Here is an 18,272-nt window from a genome sequence, read left to right on the forward strand (position 1 = left end):
CTCCAAATTTGATCCACCGTCTATTCAGCCGCCTCTGCGAGCGGGAGCACCGAGATGAAGGTGCGGCCGTTGGCTTTGGCCTGGAACGTTACGCGGCCTTCGACCTTGGCGAACAAGGTGTGGTCCGTGCCCATGCCGACATTAAGGCCGGGATGCCAGGTGGTGCCGCGCTGACGCGCAATGATGTTGCCGGGAATCACAACTTCCCCGCCGAACGCCTTGATCCCGAGGCGCTTGCCCTTGGAATCGCGACCGTTACGCGATGAACCGCCTGCTTTTTTGTGAGCCATGGCTCGTCTCCGAAATCCTGAGTATTTCTAGATCAATTCCTTGACGGAATCATTTCACAATTTCTCACGCATCAATTCGTGATGATGCGTGATCAAATTATGCGGCGGCCTCTTCGGTCGTGGTCTCTGGCTTGACGACCTTCTCCCGCTTCGGACGCGGCCCCTTGGTGGGCTTGGCGCCGTCCGTCAGGATCTCCGAGATGCGCAGCACGGTGATCTCGTCGCGATAGCCGCGCTTGCGGCGCGAGTTCTTGCGGCGGCGCTTCTTGAAAGCGATGACCTTGGGACCGCGCTTGTGGTCGAGCACCTCGACCGCAACGGACGCGCCTGCGACCGTGGGCAGACCCAGGATCGGCGTGTCGCCGCCGACCAGGAGAACTTCATTGAGCTGCACGATCGAGCCGACTTCGCCTTCGATCTTGCCTACTTCCAGGACATCATCCGGAACGACGCGGTACTGCCGGCCGCCGGTTTTGATGACTGCGAACATCGTTGTTTTCCTTCGTGTTCATTCCCGGCCTCGCGACATGGTGTCGGGGCCGGCTTTTTGTCAGTCGTTATGGGTTTATGCGAGCTTTGTGCGGGCGGGAGTTATCCCTTTGAAAACCCACGCAAAAACAAGCGGCGCGAGAAACGCCCCGCGCCGGTTGCGGGATTTATAGCCGCTGACCGCGCAGAGTCAAGGAAAAGCCGGCGAAAACGGCCCGATTTGAAGCATTTGGGCCCGATCCGGCCCCGCAGCGAATTTCCGACGGCACCGCAACCAACGGGTTCCGCCGCCGTTGTCCCCGCGAATTAGGTCACACGGGCAAGGGGCTTACCATGGCAACAGACGAGCTGGTCAAGACGACGACGGGCATCGCCCATCACGGCGCGGAGCGGTTGCCGTCGGTGGATATCGACAGCTTCAACATCGAGATGAAGGACGAGGACGGCTTCATCGGCGACCGCGCCAGCAAGGGCGCGTTCCGGGAGATTCTCGAGCGCTGGCGCAAGCCGCTGCGCAAGTCCGGCGAGGACCCGTTCGGCAAGGAGCCGTCGGATGAGATCAGCAAGAAGACGCTGGATGCCATCCTGGTCGGCGACGACACCGAGGCCTGGGCGGTGGTGCATAGCGCCATCGAGGACTTCGCCCAGGAGCTCGCTTATGTCACGCGGCGTTTCCTCAAGTCCAAGGCCTGGGCCAAGACCGAGCGCATCGTGGTCGGCGGCGGCTTTCGCGATTCCCGGCTCGGCGAGCTCGCGATCGCGCGCACCGAGATCATCCTCATGGCCGAGGGTTTCAAGATGGACATGGTGCCGATCCGCCATCACCCCGATGAGGCCGGCCTGATCGGCGCGCTGCATCTGGCGCCGTCATGGATCTTCGAAGCCCATGACAGCATCCTCGCCGTCGATATCGGCGGCACCAACATCCGCTGCGGCCTGGTGGAGACCAGCTGGAAGAAGGCAAAAGACCTGTCGAAAGCCAAGGTCGTGAAGTCCGAGCTGTGGCGTCATGCCGACGACGAGCCGACGCGCGAAGGCGCGGTGAAGCGGCTCACCAAGATGCTGAAGGGGCTGATCACCGAGGCCGAGAAGGAAGGCTTCAAGCTGGCGCCGTTCATCGGCATCGCCTGTCCCGGCGTGATCAACGCGGACGGCTCCATCGAGAAAGGCGCGCAGAACCTGCCGGGCAATTGGGAGAGCAGCAAGTTCAACCTGCCGGCGAGCCTGCTCGAGGGCATTCCGCAGATCGGCGAGCACGACACCGCGATCCTGATGCACAATGACGGCGTGGTTCAGGGCCTCTCAGAGGTGCCGTTCATGCAGGACGTCGATCGCTGGGGCGTGCTCACCATCGGCACCGGGCTGGGCAATGCCCGCTTCACCAACCGCCGCAAGGACAACGGCAAGGACAAAGACGGCGATTCCACGGGCAACGGGAAGAAAAAAGCCAAGTCCGACTGAAGCGTTTTCGAGCGAAGTGGACACCGGTTCGCGTGAAGAAAACGCGTCAAAAACAGGAATCTGGAGCCCCGTTCCGATCCCATCGGAACGTAAACGGCTCCAGAGTAACCTTGACTGGTTAGGTTAAGGACCGGATTGCGTTGCGGTGCACGGGCCGCACGCTACGGTCGGAACCGTCGCCTCACCTGGCCGGCGAAGCCGCCCTTCCCAGCCAGTATTTCAATGAGCGGCACGGGACCGCCAGTGTTTACCGCGTCTGGCGGTCCCACCCCGCCTTTTCAGGCACCAGTGATTCGAGCCTCGATGCTACCGGCTCGACCTCGCGCCGGGTCATTAGCGAACGGTCCAGACCAAATTCCGCGCAAACCGCCGCCGAAATCCGCGGTCGTCCCCATCACCACCGCGACATCATGGGGCCCAGCCGCAAAACCGGCCCGATTTTCGTCCTCCCAGCCTTGTCTGGCCCGCCATCCTCGCCTATTAACGCCCGAACCACAGGGGCCCTGCTCCTTGACTTGGCGCCTTCAGGAGAGGTGGCAGAGTGGTCGAATGCACCGCACTCGAAATGCGGCATAGGTGCAAGCCTATCGGGGGTTCGAATCCCTCCCTCTCCGCCAATATCATCCGCCACAATAAAACGGCTTCCAGAAAGCTCGGCAGATCAGTCTGATCTTGCCGGCTCTCGCTCCGCCAGCGCCGTCCGCGCCGTCGCCACAAACGCCTGCGCGGCTGGCGACAACGTCCGCCCCTGGCGCTGCAGCAGCGACACCGGGCGGGTGATGGCAGGACGTATCAGCGGCTTTGCGATCAGAGTCGGAAATTGATCCGCCGGCAGCATCGTCGCAGGAAGGATCGCGAGGCCGAGACCCTGCGCCGTCATGGCGAGTGCGGTGTTGATCAGCGTCACTTCATAGGTTGGGTTGAGGTGCTTGCCCTGGGTGCCCAGCGCCTGATCGATCTGCATGCGAATCCGCGTCTCGCCCCGCATCGCGATCGTGGGCATCTGAGCCAACTCGTCCCATGTCAGCGAGCGGCGTGCCGCGAAGTCGGCGGTGCGCCGGCCGATGGCGCTCAGGCGGCCGCGGGTCAGCGTCTCGACCGTCAGCTCCGCGAATTCTCCCTCGACGCTGCCGATCGCGAACTCCGCATCCGTCGCGATCAGACGCGGAACGAGATCGTCGGCGGCGACATCGCGCATGTCGATTTCGATATCGGGATAGCCTGCCCGGAATTTTGCGAGCACCGAGGGCAGCAGCGCCGATGCGGTACCGGCTGAGGCGAGAAACGCGACCCGGCCGGCGCGCGCCTGCGCCAGGTCGCGCATGCGCCGCGACAGGCCCAGCGCATCGCCCAGCATGCGTTCGGCGGCATGAACTGCCTCGTCAGCGGCCAGCGTCGGCTGCACCGAACGAGTGGAGCGATCGAACAGTTTGACGCCAAGCTGCGCTTCGAGCTGCTGGATCAACAGGCTCGCCGCCGATTGCGTGATCCCCAGCTCGCGCGCGGCCCGCGTGATGCTGCGCGTGCGGTACACGCCGGTGAAGGCCTGCAATTGCCGCAAGGTGACGTTCATAGGTAAAGCTCATGAATTGATGAGTTCTTTCCGGCTTATCACATAAGCGAGCATGCAATAAAATGCATGTCGTGGACGGTGAAGCCACGATCGCCAAGGGATCGGAAACGAACATGAGGACACAGGTGCTGGTGGTGGGCGCCGGGCCCGTCGGATTGACCGCGGCGATGGATCTGGCTTCCCGTGGGATCGACGTCGTGGTCGCGGAGATCCGCCATGCCGGCGATCCGCCCAGCGTCAAATGCAATCACGTCTCGGCGCGTTCGATGGAGATCTTCCGCCGGCTCGGCGTCGCCGCAAAGCTGCGCGACGCAGGCCTGCCCGCAGATTTCCCGAACGACTGCTCCTACCGGACCACGGCGACCGGCATCGAGCTGTGCCGCATCGACATTCCCTCGCGCGCACGCCGCTACAGCGCCACTGGTGGCCCCGATACCTGGTGGCCGACGCCGGAGCCGCCCCACCGGATCAACCAAGTCTATCTCGAGCCGATCCTGTTCAGCCATGCCGCCGCTCAACCGCGCTCGCTTTGCCATGGACCATGCGATGAAGATGATGGCGCAGCGTGGCGGAGTCTCCGCGGAGATCGAGCACGACACGCCGCGCGGCCACGCGGCGCGCGCAGCGCTGGCCAGGGCGGCCTACGATCTCAACGTTCAGCAATATTGCTGTGCCGGATTGAACTTCGGCTACTATTACGATGCCTCGCCGATCATCGCCTATGACGGCGAGACGCCGCCGGCCTACGCGATGGGCAGCTTCACGCCCTCCACCGTGCCGGGCGCTCGCGCGCCGCACCTGTTTCTGCGGGACGGGCGATCGCTCTACGATGCCTTCGGCGCCGGCTACACTTTGCTGCGGTTCGATCCGGCGATCGATGTGGCGCCATTGAAGTCTGCCGCAGAGCAGCGCGGCATTCCGCTCGCGCTGCTCGACATCGCGCCGGACGAAGCGAACGGCGCGTATGCCGAGAAGCTGGTGCTGGCGCGGCCCGATCAGCACATCGCCTGGCGCGGGCAGGCCGCGCCGGCGGACCCACAAGGCTTGCTGACGCGCATTACTGGCGCTTCGGCGTAACGCGATTTGAAGCGGACGGTCTCGCGGCGAGTCCGTCAGGACGTGGTTTACAAAGTCGTAGTTCACAAAGGCGTGGTTCACAAACAAGAACGCACCGGGGAGGGAAACGTGTTTCACGTTGTAAGCCGCCGCATTATGGCCGTGCTGACGGCCGCGAGTTTCGCCGTGTTGCCGCTGGAGGCGGGCCGAGCGGCCTATCCCGAGCAATTGATCAAGATCATCGTGACCTTTCCGCCCGGCGGCAGCGCCGATACCGTCATCCGCGCGCTCGAACCGCTGGTCATTGCCGAGCTCAAACAGGGTCTCGTGATCGAGAACCGCGCGGGTGCTGGAGGCAACATCGGCATGGCCGCGGTCGCGCAGGCCAAGCCTGATGGCTATACGCTCGGCGTCGCGCCGGCAGGCAGCCTGACGGTGAATCCGCATCTCAATTCGTCGATGCCGTTCGATCTGAAGGATCTTGCGCCGATCACCCTGCTCGCGGAAATTCCCTTCGTGCTGGTTGCGTCAGCGAACGTGCCGGCGCATACGGTCGCGGAAACGATCGCGCTCGCCAAGGCCAAGCCGGGCGCGTTGTCGATCGGACATGGCGGCAATTCGACAGCCATGCACTTGACCGCAGCACTGTTCACGCAGAAGACCGCGATCGCCATGGAGCTGGTCCCCTATCGCGGGACCGCGCCGGCGACGGTCGACGTTCTCGCAGGCCATGTCCCCTTCGCGGTACTGGAAATCCCCGCATCGAGGCAACTGATCCTCGAAGGCAAGCTCAACGCCATCGGTGTGTCGTCTGCGCAGCGTCTGTCGTCCTTGCCCGATGTGCCGACACTAGCCGAGAGCGGGATTGCGGGTTTCGAATCCGTTGGCTGGTTCGGGCTGGTTGCTCCGGCCGGCACGCCAGCCGATATCGTCGGCCGGTTGAACGAAGCCTTCGGAAAAGCCCTGAAGGACCCGTCGGTGGTCGAGAAGATCCGGACGCTTGGCGCAGAGCCTGCACCGACCTCGCCCGAGCAGTTCAGCCACTTCATCCAAAGCGAAAGCTCGAAATGGGGCAAGCTGATCAGTGAAGCGGGCATCAAGGCGAATTAAGTATCGTCTGCGTAGCCCCGTTGCTCGTCGACGGTCATCCCCGGCTCGCCCTCAGCGCCCGCCGCATCACGATCGCGGTCTAGTCAGGCGATTTCGCCCCCACGTAAGTCATTGATCTTGCAGCCCCCGGCTACTGTGCATGGGGTTGTTTTCGCGCTTTTTGTTGTTGGGCGTTGGAAAGCTTACAGGTAATCGTCACGCCACCCCGGCTGGCCGCTCCAGTTGGGATCACCACCGACAAGGGCGAGACCACCATGCAATCTTCCGGCAGCGGCTGGGGCAACGGGCTTCTTGGCGTCATCATCTTCAGCGGCTCGCTGCCGGCGACGCGCGTGGCGGTCGGCGGGTTCTCCGCGCTGTTCCTGACCTCGGTGCGCGCGGTCATTGCGGCGCTGATCGGCGTGGCCGTGCTCGGCCTGCTCCGTCAGGCGCGGCCGGCGCGCGGAGATCTCGTCTCGCTCGCCATCGTCGCCATCGGCGTCGTGGTCGGTTTTCCCTTGCTGACGGCGCTCGCGCTCCAGCACATCACCTCGGCGCATTCGATCGTCTTCATCGGGCTGCTGCCGCTGTCGACCGCGATCTTCGGCGTGCTGCGCGGCGGCGAGCGGCCGCAGCCGATGTTCTGGCTGTTCGCGATTTTGGGCAGCGCCACCGTCGCGGGCTTTGCGCTGTCCAACGACGGCACCGCATCGCTCACCGGCGATCTCCTGATGGTCGCGGCGATCGTGCTGTGCGGGCTCGGCTATGCCGAAGGCGCCGCGCTGTCGCGCCGGCTCGGCGGCTGGCAGGTCATCTCCTGGGCGCTGCTGCTGTCGCTGCCGCTGATGCTGCCGGTCGCGATTCTCACCTGGCCCTCGACATGGAGCGGCATCAGTGTGCCCGCCTGGATCGGGCTCGCCTACGTCTCGGTCTTCAGCATGTTCGTCGGCTTCATCTTCTGGTACCGCGGGCTTGCGATCGGCGGCATCGCCCGCGTCGGCCAGTTGCAGCAGCTCCAGCCGTTCTTCGGCCTCGCCCTTGCCGGCCTGCTTCTGCACGAACCCGTCGCCTGGAGCATGATCGTCGCGACCGCGCTGGTGGTCGCCTGCGTCTTCTTCGCGCGGCGGTTTGCCTGAGGCCGAATTGATGTGACCTTAGTTCTTGCCCGGTTGCGGCTTTTCGATCCCCGGCAGCCGCGCGATCCTCTCGGCGAGAAAATCGATCAGCAGCCGTACCCGCGCGATGCCGGACCGCTCCGGGACAATCAGCATGTTGAGCGGAACGGAAGGCGGCGCGTAGTCTTGAAGCACGTGCTCAAGTTGGCCTGAGGCAAGCAGGTCGTCGACGAGCCAAAGATGGGCCGGCGCATTGCCACGACCGGCCGCGAGCGCCTCGCGTGCGGCAAGCCCGTGATCCACCCGCAGCCGCCCTGCGAACGGGACCACATGGCGGCCGCCGCGCCGCCCGTGCAGCACGAGCACGTCGCTGCCGGCGATGTTCGACATCCTGACACCCTCGTGGCTGGCGAGATCCTGCGGGCGCGTGGGCCTTCCGTGCGAAGCCAGATAGTCGGGTGCGGCCACGAGCACCCGCCGCGACTGACCAAGCAGCCTGAGCTTCATCGAACTGTCGGGGAGCGGCCCCAGACGCAGGGCGATATCGACACCTTCCCGCACAAGGTCGATCCGTTCGTCGGTCAGGCTGAGATCAACCGTCACGTCAGGATAGCGGTCCTGGAACGCGAACACGAAACGACTGACATGGAGCACACCGAAGGCCGCGGTGCAGGAGACGCGCACCGTTCCGGCCGGCGCGCCGCGCGTGCTGCGCGCCTCGTCGACCGCCAGTTCGACCAGGCGCAGGATCTGCACGCAGTCGGCATAGTAGCGGCGTCCCTCCTCCGTCATCGTCACGCTGCGCGTGGTCCGCGTGAGCAGCGGCACGCCGACGGCCTGCTCCAGTTCCCGAAGATGCCGCGTCACTGTCGACTGGCCGAGAACAAGCTCGCGCGCGACCGCGGACAGGCTGCCGCGCTCGGCGACCCGCACGAAGCTGCGCATGCGTTCGAGCGTAACGTCCGATCTATCCATATTTCGGCATGATCCTATCCATTGGCGACAACTACCGAATTGCAGCGGTGCACGCTACCTGGTGGCTCGAAATCATCAACCAAGGAGCTGATCATGAAAGTGTTGATCGTCTTCGCTCATCCCGAGCCGCGCTCCCTCAATGGCTCGCTCCGCGATGTCGCCGTCAGAGAACTCGAGGCTGAGGGACACGAGGTGCGGGTGTCAGACCTTTACGCCCAGGGCTGGACATCCGAAATCGGTCGCGCCGACTTTCCGCTGCTGCCGCGGGACGCGCGGCTGGCGCCGGCCGCCGCCTCCAAGCAGGCGTTCGAATCGGGCACACTCACCGCGGACGTCAAGGCCGAGATCGAGAAGCTGCTGTGGGCGGACGTCCTGATCCTGCAATTTCCGCTGTGGTGGTTCAGCATGCCCGCCATTCTCAAGGGCTGGGTCGACCGCGTGTTCGCCTACGGTTTCGCCTATGGCGTCGGCGAGCACAGCGACAAGCGGTGGGGCGACCGTTACGGCGAAGGCAGGCTAGCGGGCAAACGCGCGATGCTGATCGTGAGCGCCGGCGGCTGGCAGGAGCATTATTCGGCGCGCGGGATCAACGGGCCGATCGACGACCTGCTGTTCCCGATCAATCACGGCATCCTCTATTATCCGGGATACGACGTGCTTCCGCCGTTCGTTGTCTACAAGGCCGACAAGCTGGACGAAGCCGGTTTCCAGGCGACGGCCGAACGTTTGCGCGAGAGGATGCGAACGCTTGCGACGACATCGCCGATTCCTTATCGGCGCCAGAATGGCGGCGATTACCTGATTCCGAGCATGCAGCTCCGCGCGGGACTCGAGCATTCCGGCGCGACCGGCTTCGCGCTTCACGTCGAGCAGGCCGAGGCACGCAGCCCCAATGGCGAGGTGAGCTCCATGCGCTCGGCGACGGAGGATTGCGCGGCAACGGCGTAATCCGCCGCCCGCGCATGACATCACCCCATCACCGTTCGCGTCAGCGTGCTCCGCGCAAACTTTTTCAGCGGCATCGGCTTGCCGAACAGAAAACCCTGCACGAGGTCGAAGCCGAGCTCGTTGGCAGCGACCAGGTCGGCGCGGCTCTCGACGCCCTCGGCGACGGCGCGCACGCCATAGCCATGCGAAAGCTCGACGATGTGGCGGCACACGGTGCGCTTGAGGCGATCGGTGCCGCTGCCGGTGACGAAGTGCCGGTCGGCCTTCAGCTTGATGAAGGGAATTTTTCCGAGGTCCATCAGCGACGGCCAGTTGGCGCCGAGATTGTCGATCGACAGGCCGACATTGTGCAGACGCAGTTCGCGGGCGACCTCGACGAGGAGATCGAGGTCGCGGATCGCCTCCTCGCTGTCGATCTCGATCGTCAGCCCGCCGAATGCCGGATGCGTCGGCATGCGGCGGCAGAGATCGCGCACGGCCTGAGGCTCCTTCAGATAGGACGACGGCAAATTGATCGCGAGATCGACCGGGCTCTGCTGCTCCAGCAGATAGTGCCAGTCCTGCATGGCGCGCTCGATCACGAATTCGGAGAGGTCGCGCAGATTCGGGTCGTCCTCTTCGGGGATGAAATAGGCCGGCGGCACCAGGCCCCAGGTCGGATGCCGCATCCGCACCAGCGCCTCGGCGCTATTGCGGATCAGCGTGCGCGCATCGATCTTGGGCTGATACCACAGCTCGAGCCAGCCGGCGTGCAGGGCCTCGCCGACATGCACGGCCGGGCTCGGCGCCGGCTCCTCGGGCAACAGCATCGCGACGCGCTCGCGCAACGTCTCCGCGGCAAAGGGCGTGGTCAGCGGCGGCAGCATCTTGAGGCCGTATTCCTCGCCGACCTGCTGCACGGCCCTGACGATAATCGACTCGCGGGCGCCGACAGTCAGAACCCTGCCGTCGAAGGCCTCGCGCACCAGCGTCTCGAGAAATTTGCCGGGCTCGATGCCGTCGGCGGCGATGCCGAGCAGGATCAGGTCGGGCAATTCGCTCGTCAGCACGCTCTGCAGCTCCTCGGCGCTGGCGCATTCGGTGGTGACGAAGCCGAGATCCTCCAGCACCTCCGCGAGAAACGCGCGCAGATGGCGCTTGCCGTCGGCGACGCATGCGCGCGGCTTCACCTTTCGCCGTCCGAAGGTCTTCGGCCTTCGTTCGGCGAGTTCTACAATTTCGTCGTTCATCGCAAGCACTCCCGTTCCGTGCCGGTGTGTTAGCGACGTGAGCAGTTTCAAATATGGAAGGCTTCAGTCGATTGTCGAATTATCTGGGTAACGTTAAAGCACCCATCATGTCTAAAATTGTCCCGATCTCGTTCGAGATGTTTTTACGTCTGTTCGCGCATCGGGCGCAGGGTTGCGGCAATCACTGGAGATTTCGTAACGTGCAGTGCGGCTGCAAGCACGCGCACTGTCCTGCTATTGGACCAAGCTGCGCGCACCTTGCCCAATTGAATAATGGAGCGCCTCAATTGCGCGCGGTGCGCGCATTTTCCCGGCTCGCTCGTGACGGTTCTGCGACAATGCGTCGGCAGGCGCTGGCGCCCGTGTGAAGCACATCACAAGCGAATTGCTGCACTTGCGCTATTGCTTCGGGCAGCCGGTGGTGGGCTGTCGAGGATCGCAGCAATGACGTCGCGGCGAATAATGTATTGGTGGTTCAGGTTCGTGCTGTCAGGGCGATTTCTCGATCGCTTCCTGTGCCTGCCGCGCGCGCATTAGCGCGGGATCAGGTTTGGCCGATCAGCTTGCGCAACGCGGCGGCGCCGTCCTCGATCACATCGCGTCCCTTCCAGGCCAGATAGGACAGCTTTCCGCCGAGCGTATCGTGGCTGCGCAGCCGGCGCGAGCCGAGAATGTGGCCGACATTGGAGGGGAAGCGGCTCACCTCGGCGGACACCAGCGCCGCGATCGCGTCCATCAATTGCTGCAGCCGAATGCCCCACTCACACTGCTCGATGCCGTCGATCCGCACCTTGAGCGCATATTCGGTGTCGTAGATCTCGGTGAGCAGGTCGCGCGCAATCAGCACCCGGTTGTGCCGGAGCGCGATGCGCAAGGCGAGGCGCCTGTCGTCGAGCTGGTCGAGCACCATGTGAACGACGCAGGCATAGGGCGTGGCGGCGACATCGGCGGCGCTCTTGCTTGCGGCGGCCTTGGTGGCAAGGCGCACCAATTGCCAGAACGTCTTCAGCCGCCTCGCCACCAGCGTCAGGGCAAACGGCAGCGCCTCGGGATGAGCCTTCTTGAAGGCGTCCAATCGTGCGGTGATCTGATCAACCTGGCCGTCGTCGAATTTCGCGATCTTCTCGGGCAGCTTTTCATTGAACTTCGGCAGCGCGGCGCCGGCGCGCAGCACATGTTGCATCTTCTTCACGTCGTCGAAGGCGGTGCGCGATGCCGTGTATTGCGCGAGCTTGCCGCGCGCGAACTCGGTGCTCTCCGCTGATGCGAGGGTGCTCTCGAGAACCTTGACGACCTTGGTCTGGAAGCTCGATGCGATCTTCAGCACTTCCTTCTGGTTGTTGGCGGCGACCTGGTCGTTGATCGCCTTGATGTAGTCCCGCGCCATGGTCGGCAGCAGGTCGCGGCAGATCCACTCCCAGATCGGGGTGAGGGTGTTGCGCGAGATCCGCCCCATATTGGCATGCTCGGGCGCGCCGTCGATCAGAAGCAGCTCGAGCGGCGCAAAGAAATTGCGGGAGGGACTGGTGGCGCGCGCCTGGCTCGATCCGTCCTTGCGAAATTCGGCCCGCAGCCGCGATTGGAGCTCGGATGAGCCCGGCATGTCGATGCCGCACAGCTCCAGCCGTTCGAGCTCGCTGAGCAGGCAGCTGCGCGACAGCGGCGTCAGCTTCTGCAAGAAGTCCGATAGCTGGTCGATCTCGTTCATGGCACGCAATCTTCCGCAACGATTCCAGCAGGCCTACCGGCCGCATGCATGGAGGCATTTGCGCGCTCTCAATTGCGACATAGAGAAGCAAGCCGCCGTTAATATATCGGTAAAATCCGGGGCGGCGGGTCATCGGCGCGGATCGGGTCGTTAAGAAGGCTTCGGCTGACCCGCCTACCATTTGAGCAGGTTCAGCAACCTAAGAATGCTGAGGGAGGTTGGCCCTCTAGCACAAAGTGTGCCTGTGCCGGAGTTTCAGCACAAAGCTGCCAAATTCACCGTAGTCTTACGGAGCAAAAAGTTAACCACAGACCCCGTTGGGTTCCGCTAAACGAGTGACATGGGGTCACAGAATGATACGGCCACTGATTCGCGGCCGTCGGAATGGTACGAAAGCAACGCCGCTCCAATTGAAGAGCTCGATGTCGTCCGCTTGAACGCCGCCCGCGCCAGGGCGGCCGACGAAATGGCCGCCGCCATCGCCCGCGAGCTCAACGGTCCCCTCACGGCGCTCCTGCTCTACATGGGCGAGATCAAGCATCACAGCGATCAGCTCGCGCCGGTGACGGGCGACCGTGCCTATTTGCAGCGGGTCGTGGAGAATGCGCTGGTGCAGACCGAGCGGGTTTGTGGCCTCGTCAAACAGCTTGCCGGTTCTCACACGGGTGGCCTGCCGATCGCGTCCAGGGTCGAGGACGCCGAATTGAAGCTCGCGCGTGCGCCACAGCCGCAGCGCGTGCCGAGCGCCGAAGTGCTCGGCCTGTCAGGCCAGAAGCGGCTGACCAAGCGCGAGCGCGAGGTGCTGAGGCTGATCAGCGAGGGTTATTCGAACAAGCAGGGGGCGCTTCGGATGCAGATCAGCCCGCGCACCTTCGAGAGCCATCGCGCCGAGGCAATGCGGAAGCTCGGTGCGCGCAACACTGCGGACCTCGTCCGTGCGGCGCTGCTGCATTCGATCGACTGAGGGCTGTGTCGGGCCGCCGCCGGCGGCGAGGGCCAAGCGTGAGAGATCTCTCGAGAAAGACCCGGGCTCCGATCGCGCTCAGAAATAATCTTCGGCGAAGGGACGCGCGCGCGACGCGGGCCGCAGCGGCTTGAGCTCTTCCTTCGGCGCGTTGGGAATGATCGTGATGGTCCAGCGGGGCGGCATGCTCGATTCCTGCTCCAGCACCGAACGCACGAAGCCCGTCACCGTCTCCTCGCCAGCGGCCACCGTCGCCATCCGGCCGTTGAACTGTGCGATGCGGAAGCGGCGAACTTCTTTCTGGTCCGCGGTCTCGTAGGTGAACATGGAAACCCTCCTGGTTTCCGGCGACTATCGCTGCCTATGATTAGCCATCTGTGAAAATCCCAAGCCGTAGAAGTACGGCGGGGATGCACGCGTGAGTGGCTAGAGCATTTTCGCCTGAAGTGGATACCGGTTCGCGTGAAGAAAACGCGTCAAATAGGAATCTAGACCGCCGGTTCCTGTGCGCGCGCGGCGGCATAGGCCGCGTCCATCAAGTCCAGGAGGTCGCGAAAGCCGGCGTCGCCGAGTCTCGCCGCGGTCATCTCCAGCCGCAGCGCCAGCACCGCGAGCCGGACATAGCCGAACGTCCCGGCCGCGCTCTTCAGCGAATGCGCTTCGCGCGCGATCCTGCCGCGGTGCTGCGCGAGCGAGAGCGTGCGGAACGATTGCAGGCGTGCGCAGGTCTCGCTCCAGAACACGTCGCGCACTTCGCAAGCACCGTCCTCGCCGATCTCCCGCACCAGCGCCTGGTACGCGCCCGGCTCGCGCGCGGGCTCGGCATCAAGCGCTGTCTGCGCAGGCGCGACGGTGACTTCGAACATGGTTTGGCCTGCCTTGATCACGGATCGTTTGCCGCCGGCCCATACAGGCGCGGGCGGCACGTCCGTGTCTACGGCATCTGGATTTCAGTTCCGGTAGCAGGACATTCCGTGTTTGCGGGCCGGAATTAGCGGCCGGTTTACCACGCCGCAGCACCAGTCAGCGCGGGCCGAGCAGCCGGTCATACTGGGCCTTCACGGTGGCATAGCATTCGCACGCCGTCTGGCGCAGGCCGTCCAGGTTGAGGATCTGGATGTGTCCGCGGCTGTAGTTGATGAAATTCGCCTGCTGCAAGGTATTGGCGACCAGCGACACGCTGTTCCGCCGAGCGCCGATCATCTGCGCCATAGCCTCCTGGGTCAGCAACAGCCGGTAGTCGCCGGAGAGGTCATGGGTGTGCAGCAGGCAGCGCGACAGCCGCGACTCCACCGGATGAGCGGCGTTGCAGCCCGCGGTCTGCTGCACCTGCGCGTAGACCGCCAGTCCGTGACGCGTGAGCAGCGTCCGCAGGGTGCCGCTCTGGTCGGCCGCGATGCGCAGTCGGTCAAGGTCCATCATCGAGGCGGAGCCGGGAACCAGCACGATGGCCGTGTTCAGCGCGCAGGCATCACCCATGGTCGAGAGCGTTCCGAGCAGGCTGTCGCGGCCGATCATGGCGACTTGCACGTGCTCGCCCCTGGCGAGCTCCACCACCAGCGAGATGACGCCGCGATGGGGAAAGTAGGCCCGCTTGAGCGTTTCGCCGGTCTCGACCAGCACCGCGTCATGCGGCAGATCGCACGTACGCAGGTGCGGCCGGATCAACTCATAATCGTCTGCCGACAGCGCGGACAGGAAACCGTTGGAGGAACGCACCATCGTTTCCAAAGTCGCCTCCCGTCTCCCGGACTAGCGGGCCGCAGCACCCGAAACTGCTTGCCGTCCGGGTAAGTTCCATCATGTTCCCCTCGGGATATATTGGCAATTGAGACAAGTTGTCCGATCGCCGTTAGCGCCGTTGCACGTCGCCTCGCCAAGACAGATTCACTGACCATTTCCAGGGTACCGAGCTGTTGTCCCAGCAGATCCAGATCGGTCGACTGGCATCGGCTCGGAGGGCGGTCGCGGCCATGGTTGATCCGATGGGTTTCGAAGCGATCCGCGCCGCGTCCGCTTCGTCATCCGGTTGTGCGGCAACAAACCTAATTATAACGGTTGTGTCGCTCTGCGTATACCCGTTGGGGAGCAGACAAGCTCGGCCATTTGCGGCGGAAATGAGAATGGCACGCTGATTCGCTCATGAGCCGGCGCGCCAGCCCTGCGAGCTTGTGCAGGTAAAAATGGCAAGGGGGCCTTCATGACCGGAAGCACCGCATCCGCGCCGCGTCCGTCGCCTTCCCCGCTCCGCCAAGGACGTTCTCAATAGTCCATTTCTCGAGCAAAGGAGCATGGCGTGCGCCACGGTGAATCGCCGATTCGGGAAGCTCAAGCTGGGACACAAGTTCTGCGCCATATTCTCGTCGTCGACGACGACCCGATGGTCTGCATGGCCATCGAGATCTATCTCCAGCGCAACAATTTTCGGGTGACGATCGCCGAAGGAGGGGAAGCCGGACTTCGCGCGCTCGAACATCAACAGTTCGACCTGATGATCATCGATATCTTCATGCCGCACATGCGCGGGTTCGAATCGGTCCGGATCTTTCACGAGCGGGCCCCGGCCGTTCCGCTGATCGCGATGTCCGGCTACGCGTTCGCAAATCTGAATTCGCCAGCCCCCGATTTCCTCCGGATGGCGCTGGGGCTCGGTGCGGCGCGCTGTCTGCGCAAGCCGTTCACGCCGCACGCGCTGCTCGCCGCGATCAACGATTGCCTCGCGGAGCACAGTTCCCACCGCGACCTTGCCTCGGCCGCGCGCCTGGGTTAGCGCCGGCACCGGCCGCAGTGGACGCGGGTAACCGTTCGTTTACCGCGAATGCGGGTCTTGCGTATCTCTCGGCAAAGCATCAAGCGAAAGTGGCGAGACCGCTCAGGATTGCAGGCGGCTCCATACAATTCCGCGAAGACCGCGCATATCGTCCTTTACAAGCAGGGCTTTCCCGCGCGCCTGGTCTCGCTGTTATCGGCACGTTCACCTAACGCGTCTCGCCGTTGCGGCGTGGTGCTGGTTTTGCCGAAAAACGCTGTCGCATGCGGTCGAACGGCAAACTTGTCTTCAATATCCGTATTAGCACGGAGGATGAAATTAACGGGACCGTGAAAGGGGATGTCTAACGATCCAAGGCGGGGACTTCCGTTCATGCCAAGCGCGGCTCGGGCGTCGAGGTTCAGATCCAGGTCAGTAAGGCGTAGCTCATGGATGATCTGTTGCGGGAGTTTTTGACGGAAACCAGCGAGAGCCTGGACACCGTGGACAATCAGCTGGTGAAGTTCGAGCAGGAGCCGAACAACGCCAAGATCCTGGATAACATCTTCCGTCTGGTCCACACCATCAAGGGCACGTGCGGCTTCCTCGGATTGCCGCGGCTGGAAGCGCTGGCGCATGCCGGCGAGACGCTGATGGGCAAATTCCGTGACGGCATGCCGGTGACCGGGCAGGCGGTGACGGTGATCCTGTCCTCGATCGACCGCATCAAGGAAATTCTGGCCGGGCTGGAGGCGACCGAAGCCGAGCCCGAGGGCACCGACCGCGATCTCATCGACAAGCTGGAAGCCATGGTCGAGCAGGGCATGGCGGCAATGTCAGGCTCGGCGCAGCCGATGCCGGCCGCAGGTGCGGCGGCTCCCGTTGCGGAGTCTCCCCCGCTGGTGCCGGAAGCATCTGTCGCCGTGGAAGCCGCGCCGACGCCCGGCGTGCTGGCCGACCTGAGCCTGGAGCGTCCGCTGCGTCCGGGCGAAGTCTCGCTCGACGAGCTCGAGCGCGCCTTCCGCGAGACCGCGATCGAAGTCCCGGCCCCGGTTGCCAAGGCTGAAGTCAAGGCCGAGCCCCAGCCTGCCGCTGAAGCCCCGGTGCCTGTTGCCAAGGACGTCGCCAAGGAAGCTGCAAAGGAGACCAAGGCACCCAAGGACAAGGCCGCGCCGAAGAAGTCGATCGCCGACGAGGGCGCCGGCGAGGGAGCCAGCATCGCCAACCAGTCGATCCGCGTCAACGTGGATACGCTGGAGCATCTGATGACCATGGTCTCGGAGCTGGTGCTGACCCGCAACCAGCTGCTGGAGATCTCCCGCCGCAACGAGGACACCGAGTTCAAGGTGCCGTTGCAGCGGCTGTCCAACGTCACCGCCGAGCTGCAGGAAGGCGTCATGAAGACGCGCATGCAGCCGATCGGCAATGCCTGGCAGAAGCTGCCCCGCATCGTTCGCGACCTCTCGAGCGAACTCGGCAAGCAGATCGAGCTGGAGATGCACGGCGCCGACACCGAGCTCGACCGCCAGGTGCTCGACCTGATCAAGGACCCGCTCACCCACATGGTGCGCAACTCCGCCGACCATGGCCTGGAGACCCCCGCCGAGCGTCTCGCCGGCGGCAAGGGCGAGCAGGGCACCATTCGCCTGTCCGCCTATCACGAGGGCGGCCACATCATCATCTGCATCGCCGACAACGGTCGTGGCCTGAACACCGACAGGATCAAGGCCAAGGCGATCTCCTCGGGTCTGGTCAGCGAGGCCGAGCTCGAGAAGATGAGCGAAGCCCAGATCCACAAGTTTATCTTCGCCCCGGGCTTCTCCACTGCGGCCGCCATCACCTCGGTGTCGGGGCGCGGCGTCGGCATGGACGTGGTGCGCACCAATATCGACCAGATCGGCGGCACCATCGACATCAAGTCGGTCGCCGGTGAAGGCTCCTCCGTCACCATCAAGATCCCGCTGACGCTCGCCATCGTCTCCGCGCTGATCGTGGAAGCCGCCGGCGACCGCTTTGCGATCCCGCAGCTCTCGGTGGTCGAGCTGGTGCGTGCCCGCGCCAACTCGGAGCACCGCATCGAGCGCATCAAGGACACCGCGGTGCTCCGGCTGCGCAACAAGCTGCTGCCGCTGATCCACCTCAAGAAGCTGCTCAAGATCGACGACGGCGCCGTCTCCGATCCCGAGAACGGCTTCATCGTGGTGACCCAGGTCGGCAGCCAGACCTTCGGCATCGTCGTCGACGGCGTGTTCCACACCGAAGAAATCGTGGTCAAGCCGATGTCGACGAAGCTGCGTCACATCGACATGTTCTCGGGCAACACCATCCTGGGCGACGGCGCGGTCATCATGATCATCGACCCCAACGGCATTGCCAAGGCGCTCGGCGCCGCCGGCTCCTCGGCCCATGACATGAACAACGAGAACGGGGCTCACCACATCGGATCGGGCGAGCAGACCACCTCGCTGCTGGTGTTCCGCGCCGGCTCGTCCCAACCCAAGGCGGTCCCGCTCGGGCTCGTCACGCGCCTCGAAGAACTCCCGGCCGACAAGATCGAGTTCTCGAACGGCCGCTACATGGTGCAGTACCGCGAGCAGCTGATGCCGCTCGTGGCCATGGAGAGCGT

General features: G+C 64.1%; 16 protein-coding genes, 1 tRNA gene and 1 pseudogene. 9 read left to right on the top strand and 9 right to left on the bottom strand.

The window, feature by feature from the left end:
* Positions 1–20 precede the first annotated feature (20 nt).
* Together rpmA and rplU are read right to left on the bottom strand one after the other, a co-directional pair.
* A complete protein-coding gene (gene rpmA / locus ABIB66_RS09575) occupies positions 21–290 on the bottom strand; it encodes a 50S ribosomal protein L27 (protein ID WP_007598923.1) in 270 nt (89 codons plus the stop codon).
* A 97-nt stretch (positions 291–387) separates the two neighbouring features.
* Positions 388–780: a 50S ribosomal protein L21 gene (rplU, locus tag ABIB66_RS09580; protein WP_027566432.1), complete on the bottom strand. Its 393-nt coding sequence runs from the start codon at positions 778–780 to the stop codon at positions 388–390.
* Positions 781–1,112: 332 nt separating this feature from the next.
* Between rplU and ABIB66_RS09585 the strand changes: the two genes are divergently transcribed.
* A complete protein-coding gene (locus tag ABIB66_RS09585; RefSeq protein WP_275174160.1) occupies positions 1,113–2,240 on the top strand; it encodes an ROK family protein in 1,128 nt (375 codons plus the stop codon).
* Between the two features lie 527 nt (positions 2,241–2,767).
* Positions 2,768–2,857: transfer RNA gene (locus ABIB66_RS09590), tRNA-Ser, on the top strand.
* Positions 2,858–2,901: 44 nt separating this feature from the next.
* Here ABIB66_RS09590 and ABIB66_RS09595 read toward each other — a convergent pair.
* Positions 2,902–3,813 (bottom strand): LysR family transcriptional regulator, encoded by a 912-nt coding sequence (locus tag ABIB66_RS09595; protein ID WP_275174487.1) that lies wholly within the window; start codon positions 3,811–3,813, stop codon positions 2,902–2,904.
* Between the two features lie 62 nt (positions 3,814–3,875).
* Here ABIB66_RS09595 and ABIB66_RS09600 point away from each other — a divergent pair.
* From ABIB66_RS09600 to ABIB66_RS09610, 3 genes and pseudogenes are all read left to right on the top strand, one after another.
* Positions 3,876–4,890, top strand: a pseudogene (locus ABIB66_RS09600) (FAD-dependent monooxygenase).
* A 108-nt stretch (positions 4,891–4,998) separates the two neighbouring features.
* Positions 4,999–5,979 (top strand): Bug family tripartite tricarboxylate transporter substrate binding protein, encoded by a 981-nt coding sequence (locus tag ABIB66_RS09605; RefSeq protein WP_354254720.1) that lies wholly within the window; start codon positions 4,999–5,001, stop codon positions 5,977–5,979.
* 254 nt (positions 5,980–6,233) lie between these two features.
* Positions 6,234–7,094 carry a DMT family transporter gene (locus tag ABIB66_RS09610; protein WP_354209636.1) on the top strand — a complete coding sequence of 287 codons (861 nt, stop codon included), beginning with the start codon at positions 6,234–6,236 and terminating at the stop codon, positions 7,092–7,094.
* Positions 7,095–7,112: 18 nt separating this feature from the next.
* On the opposite strand, the gene ABIB66_RS09615 is transcribed toward ABIB66_RS09610, so the two are convergent.
* Positions 7,113–8,048, bottom strand: coding sequence for a LysR family transcriptional regulator (locus ABIB66_RS09615; RefSeq protein ID WP_354254721.1), 936 nt, complete (start codon positions 8,046–8,048; stop codon positions 7,113–7,115).
* A gap of 93 nt (positions 8,049–8,141) precedes the next feature.
* On the opposite strand from ABIB66_RS09615, the gene ABIB66_RS09620 reads away from it, so the two are divergent.
* The gene (locus ABIB66_RS09620; protein WP_354209634.1) at positions 8,142–8,996 is read left to right on the top strand and encodes an NAD(P)H-dependent oxidoreductase; all 855 of its coding nucleotides are present in this window, start codon (positions 8,142–8,144) and stop codon (positions 8,994–8,996) included.
* Between the two features lie 20 nt (positions 8,997–9,016).
* On the opposite strand, the gene ABIB66_RS09625 is transcribed toward ABIB66_RS09620, so the two are convergent.
* Positions 9,017–10,225 (bottom strand): EAL domain-containing response regulator, encoded by a 1,209-nt coding sequence (locus tag ABIB66_RS09625; RefSeq protein ID WP_354254722.1) that lies wholly within the window; start codon positions 10,223–10,225, stop codon positions 9,017–9,019.
* 544 nt (positions 10,226–10,769) lie between these two features.
* Positions 10,770–11,933 carry a hypothetical protein gene (locus ABIB66_RS09630; protein WP_354209632.1) on the bottom strand — a complete coding sequence of 388 codons (1,164 nt, stop codon included), beginning with the start codon at positions 11,931–11,933 and terminating at the stop codon, positions 10,770–10,772.
* Positions 11,934–12,273: 340 nt separating this feature from the next.
* Here ABIB66_RS09630 and ABIB66_RS09635 point away from each other — a divergent pair, with 340 nt between their 5' ends.
* Complete coding sequence (locus ABIB66_RS09635) at positions 12,274–12,897, top strand: LuxR C-terminal-related transcriptional regulator (protein ID WP_354209631.1); 624 nt, start codon at positions 12,274–12,276, stop codon at positions 12,895–12,897.
* Between the two features lie 78 nt (positions 12,898–12,975).
* On the opposite strand, the gene ABIB66_RS09640 is transcribed toward ABIB66_RS09635, so the two are convergent.
* The 3 genes from ABIB66_RS09640 to ABIB66_RS09650 form a co-directional block, all read right to left on the bottom strand.
* Entirely contained in the window at positions 12,976–13,224 is a 249-nt protein-coding gene (locus ABIB66_RS09640; protein ID WP_354209630.1) for a hypothetical protein, read from the bottom strand.
* A 161-nt stretch (positions 13,225–13,385) separates the two neighbouring features.
* Positions 13,386–13,763, bottom strand: coding sequence for an Hpt domain-containing protein (locus tag ABIB66_RS09645; RefSeq protein WP_354209629.1), 378 nt, complete (start codon positions 13,761–13,763; stop codon positions 13,386–13,388).
* 157 nt (positions 13,764–13,920) lie between these two features.
* The gene (locus ABIB66_RS09650; protein ID WP_275174499.1) at positions 13,921–14,619 is read right to left on the bottom strand and encodes a Crp/Fnr family transcriptional regulator; all 699 of its coding nucleotides are present in this window, start codon (positions 14,617–14,619) and stop codon (positions 13,921–13,923) included.
* 574 nt (positions 14,620–15,193) lie between these two features.
* On the opposite strand from ABIB66_RS09650, the gene ABIB66_RS09655 reads away from it, so the two are divergent.
* Positions 15,194–15,667: a response regulator gene (locus ABIB66_RS09655; protein WP_473321663.1), complete on the top strand. Its 474-nt coding sequence runs from the start codon at positions 15,194–15,196 to the stop codon at positions 15,665–15,667.
* 428 nt (positions 15,668–16,095) lie between these two features.
* On the top strand, positions 16,096–18,272 hold a 2,177-nt coding region (locus tag ABIB66_RS09660), incomplete at its 3' end, for a chemotaxis protein CheA (protein ID WP_354254723.1).

Origin of the sequence: Bradyrhizobium sp. F1.13.3, from assembly GCF_040548265.1 — a bacterium.
Lineage (GTDB): Bacteria > Pseudomonadota > Alphaproteobacteria > Rhizobiales > Xanthobacteraceae > Bradyrhizobium.

Bases quoted from the DNA above. Each gene is read 5' to 3' on its own strand.
- rpmA (WP_007598923.1), bottom strand. From the start codon at position 290: ATGGCTCACAAAAAAGCAGGCGGTTCATCGCGTAACGGTCGCGATTCC.
- rplU (WP_027566432.1), bottom strand. From the start codon at position 780: ATGTTCGCAGTCATCAAAACCGGCGGCCGGCAGTACCGCGTCGTTCCG.
- ABIB66_RS09585 (WP_275174160.1), top strand. From the start codon at position 1,113: ATGGCAACAGACGAGCTGGTCAAGACGACGACGGGCATCGCCCATCAC.
- ABIB66_RS09595 (WP_275174487.1), bottom strand. From the start codon at position 3,813: ATGAACGTCACCTTGCGGCAATTGCAGGCCTTCACCGGCGTGTACCGC.
- ABIB66_RS09610 (WP_354209636.1), top strand. From the start codon at position 6,234: ATGCAATCTTCCGGCAGCGGCTGGGGCAACGGGCTTCTTGGCGTCATC.
- ABIB66_RS09615 (WP_354254721.1), bottom strand. From the start codon at position 8,048: ATGGATAGATCGGACGTTACGCTCGAACGCATGCGCAGCTTCGTGCGG.
- ABIB66_RS09620 (WP_354209634.1), top strand. From the start codon at position 8,142: ATGAAAGTGTTGATCGTCTTCGCTCATCCCGAGCCGCGCTCCCTCAAT.
- ABIB66_RS09625 (WP_354254722.1), bottom strand. From the start codon at position 10,225: ATGAACGACGAAATTGTAGAACTCGCCGAACGAAGGCCGAAGACCTTC.
- ABIB66_RS09630 (WP_354209632.1), bottom strand. From the start codon at position 11,933: ATGAACGAGATCGACCAGCTATCGGACTTCTTGCAGAAGCTGACGCCG.
- ABIB66_RS09635 (WP_354209631.1), top strand. From the start codon at position 12,274: ATGGGGTCACAGAATGATACGGCCACTGATTCGCGGCCGTCGGAATGG.
- ABIB66_RS09640 (WP_354209630.1), bottom strand. From the start codon at position 13,224: ATGTTCACCTACGAGACCGCGGACCAGAAAGAAGTTCGCCGCTTCCGC.
- ABIB66_RS09645 (WP_354209629.1), bottom strand. From the start codon at position 13,763: ATGTTCGAAGTCACCGTCGCGCCTGCGCAGACAGCGCTTGATGCCGAG.
- ABIB66_RS09650 (WP_275174499.1), bottom strand. From the start codon at position 14,619: ATGGTGCGTTCCTCCAACGGTTTCCTGTCCGCGCTGTCGGCAGACGAT.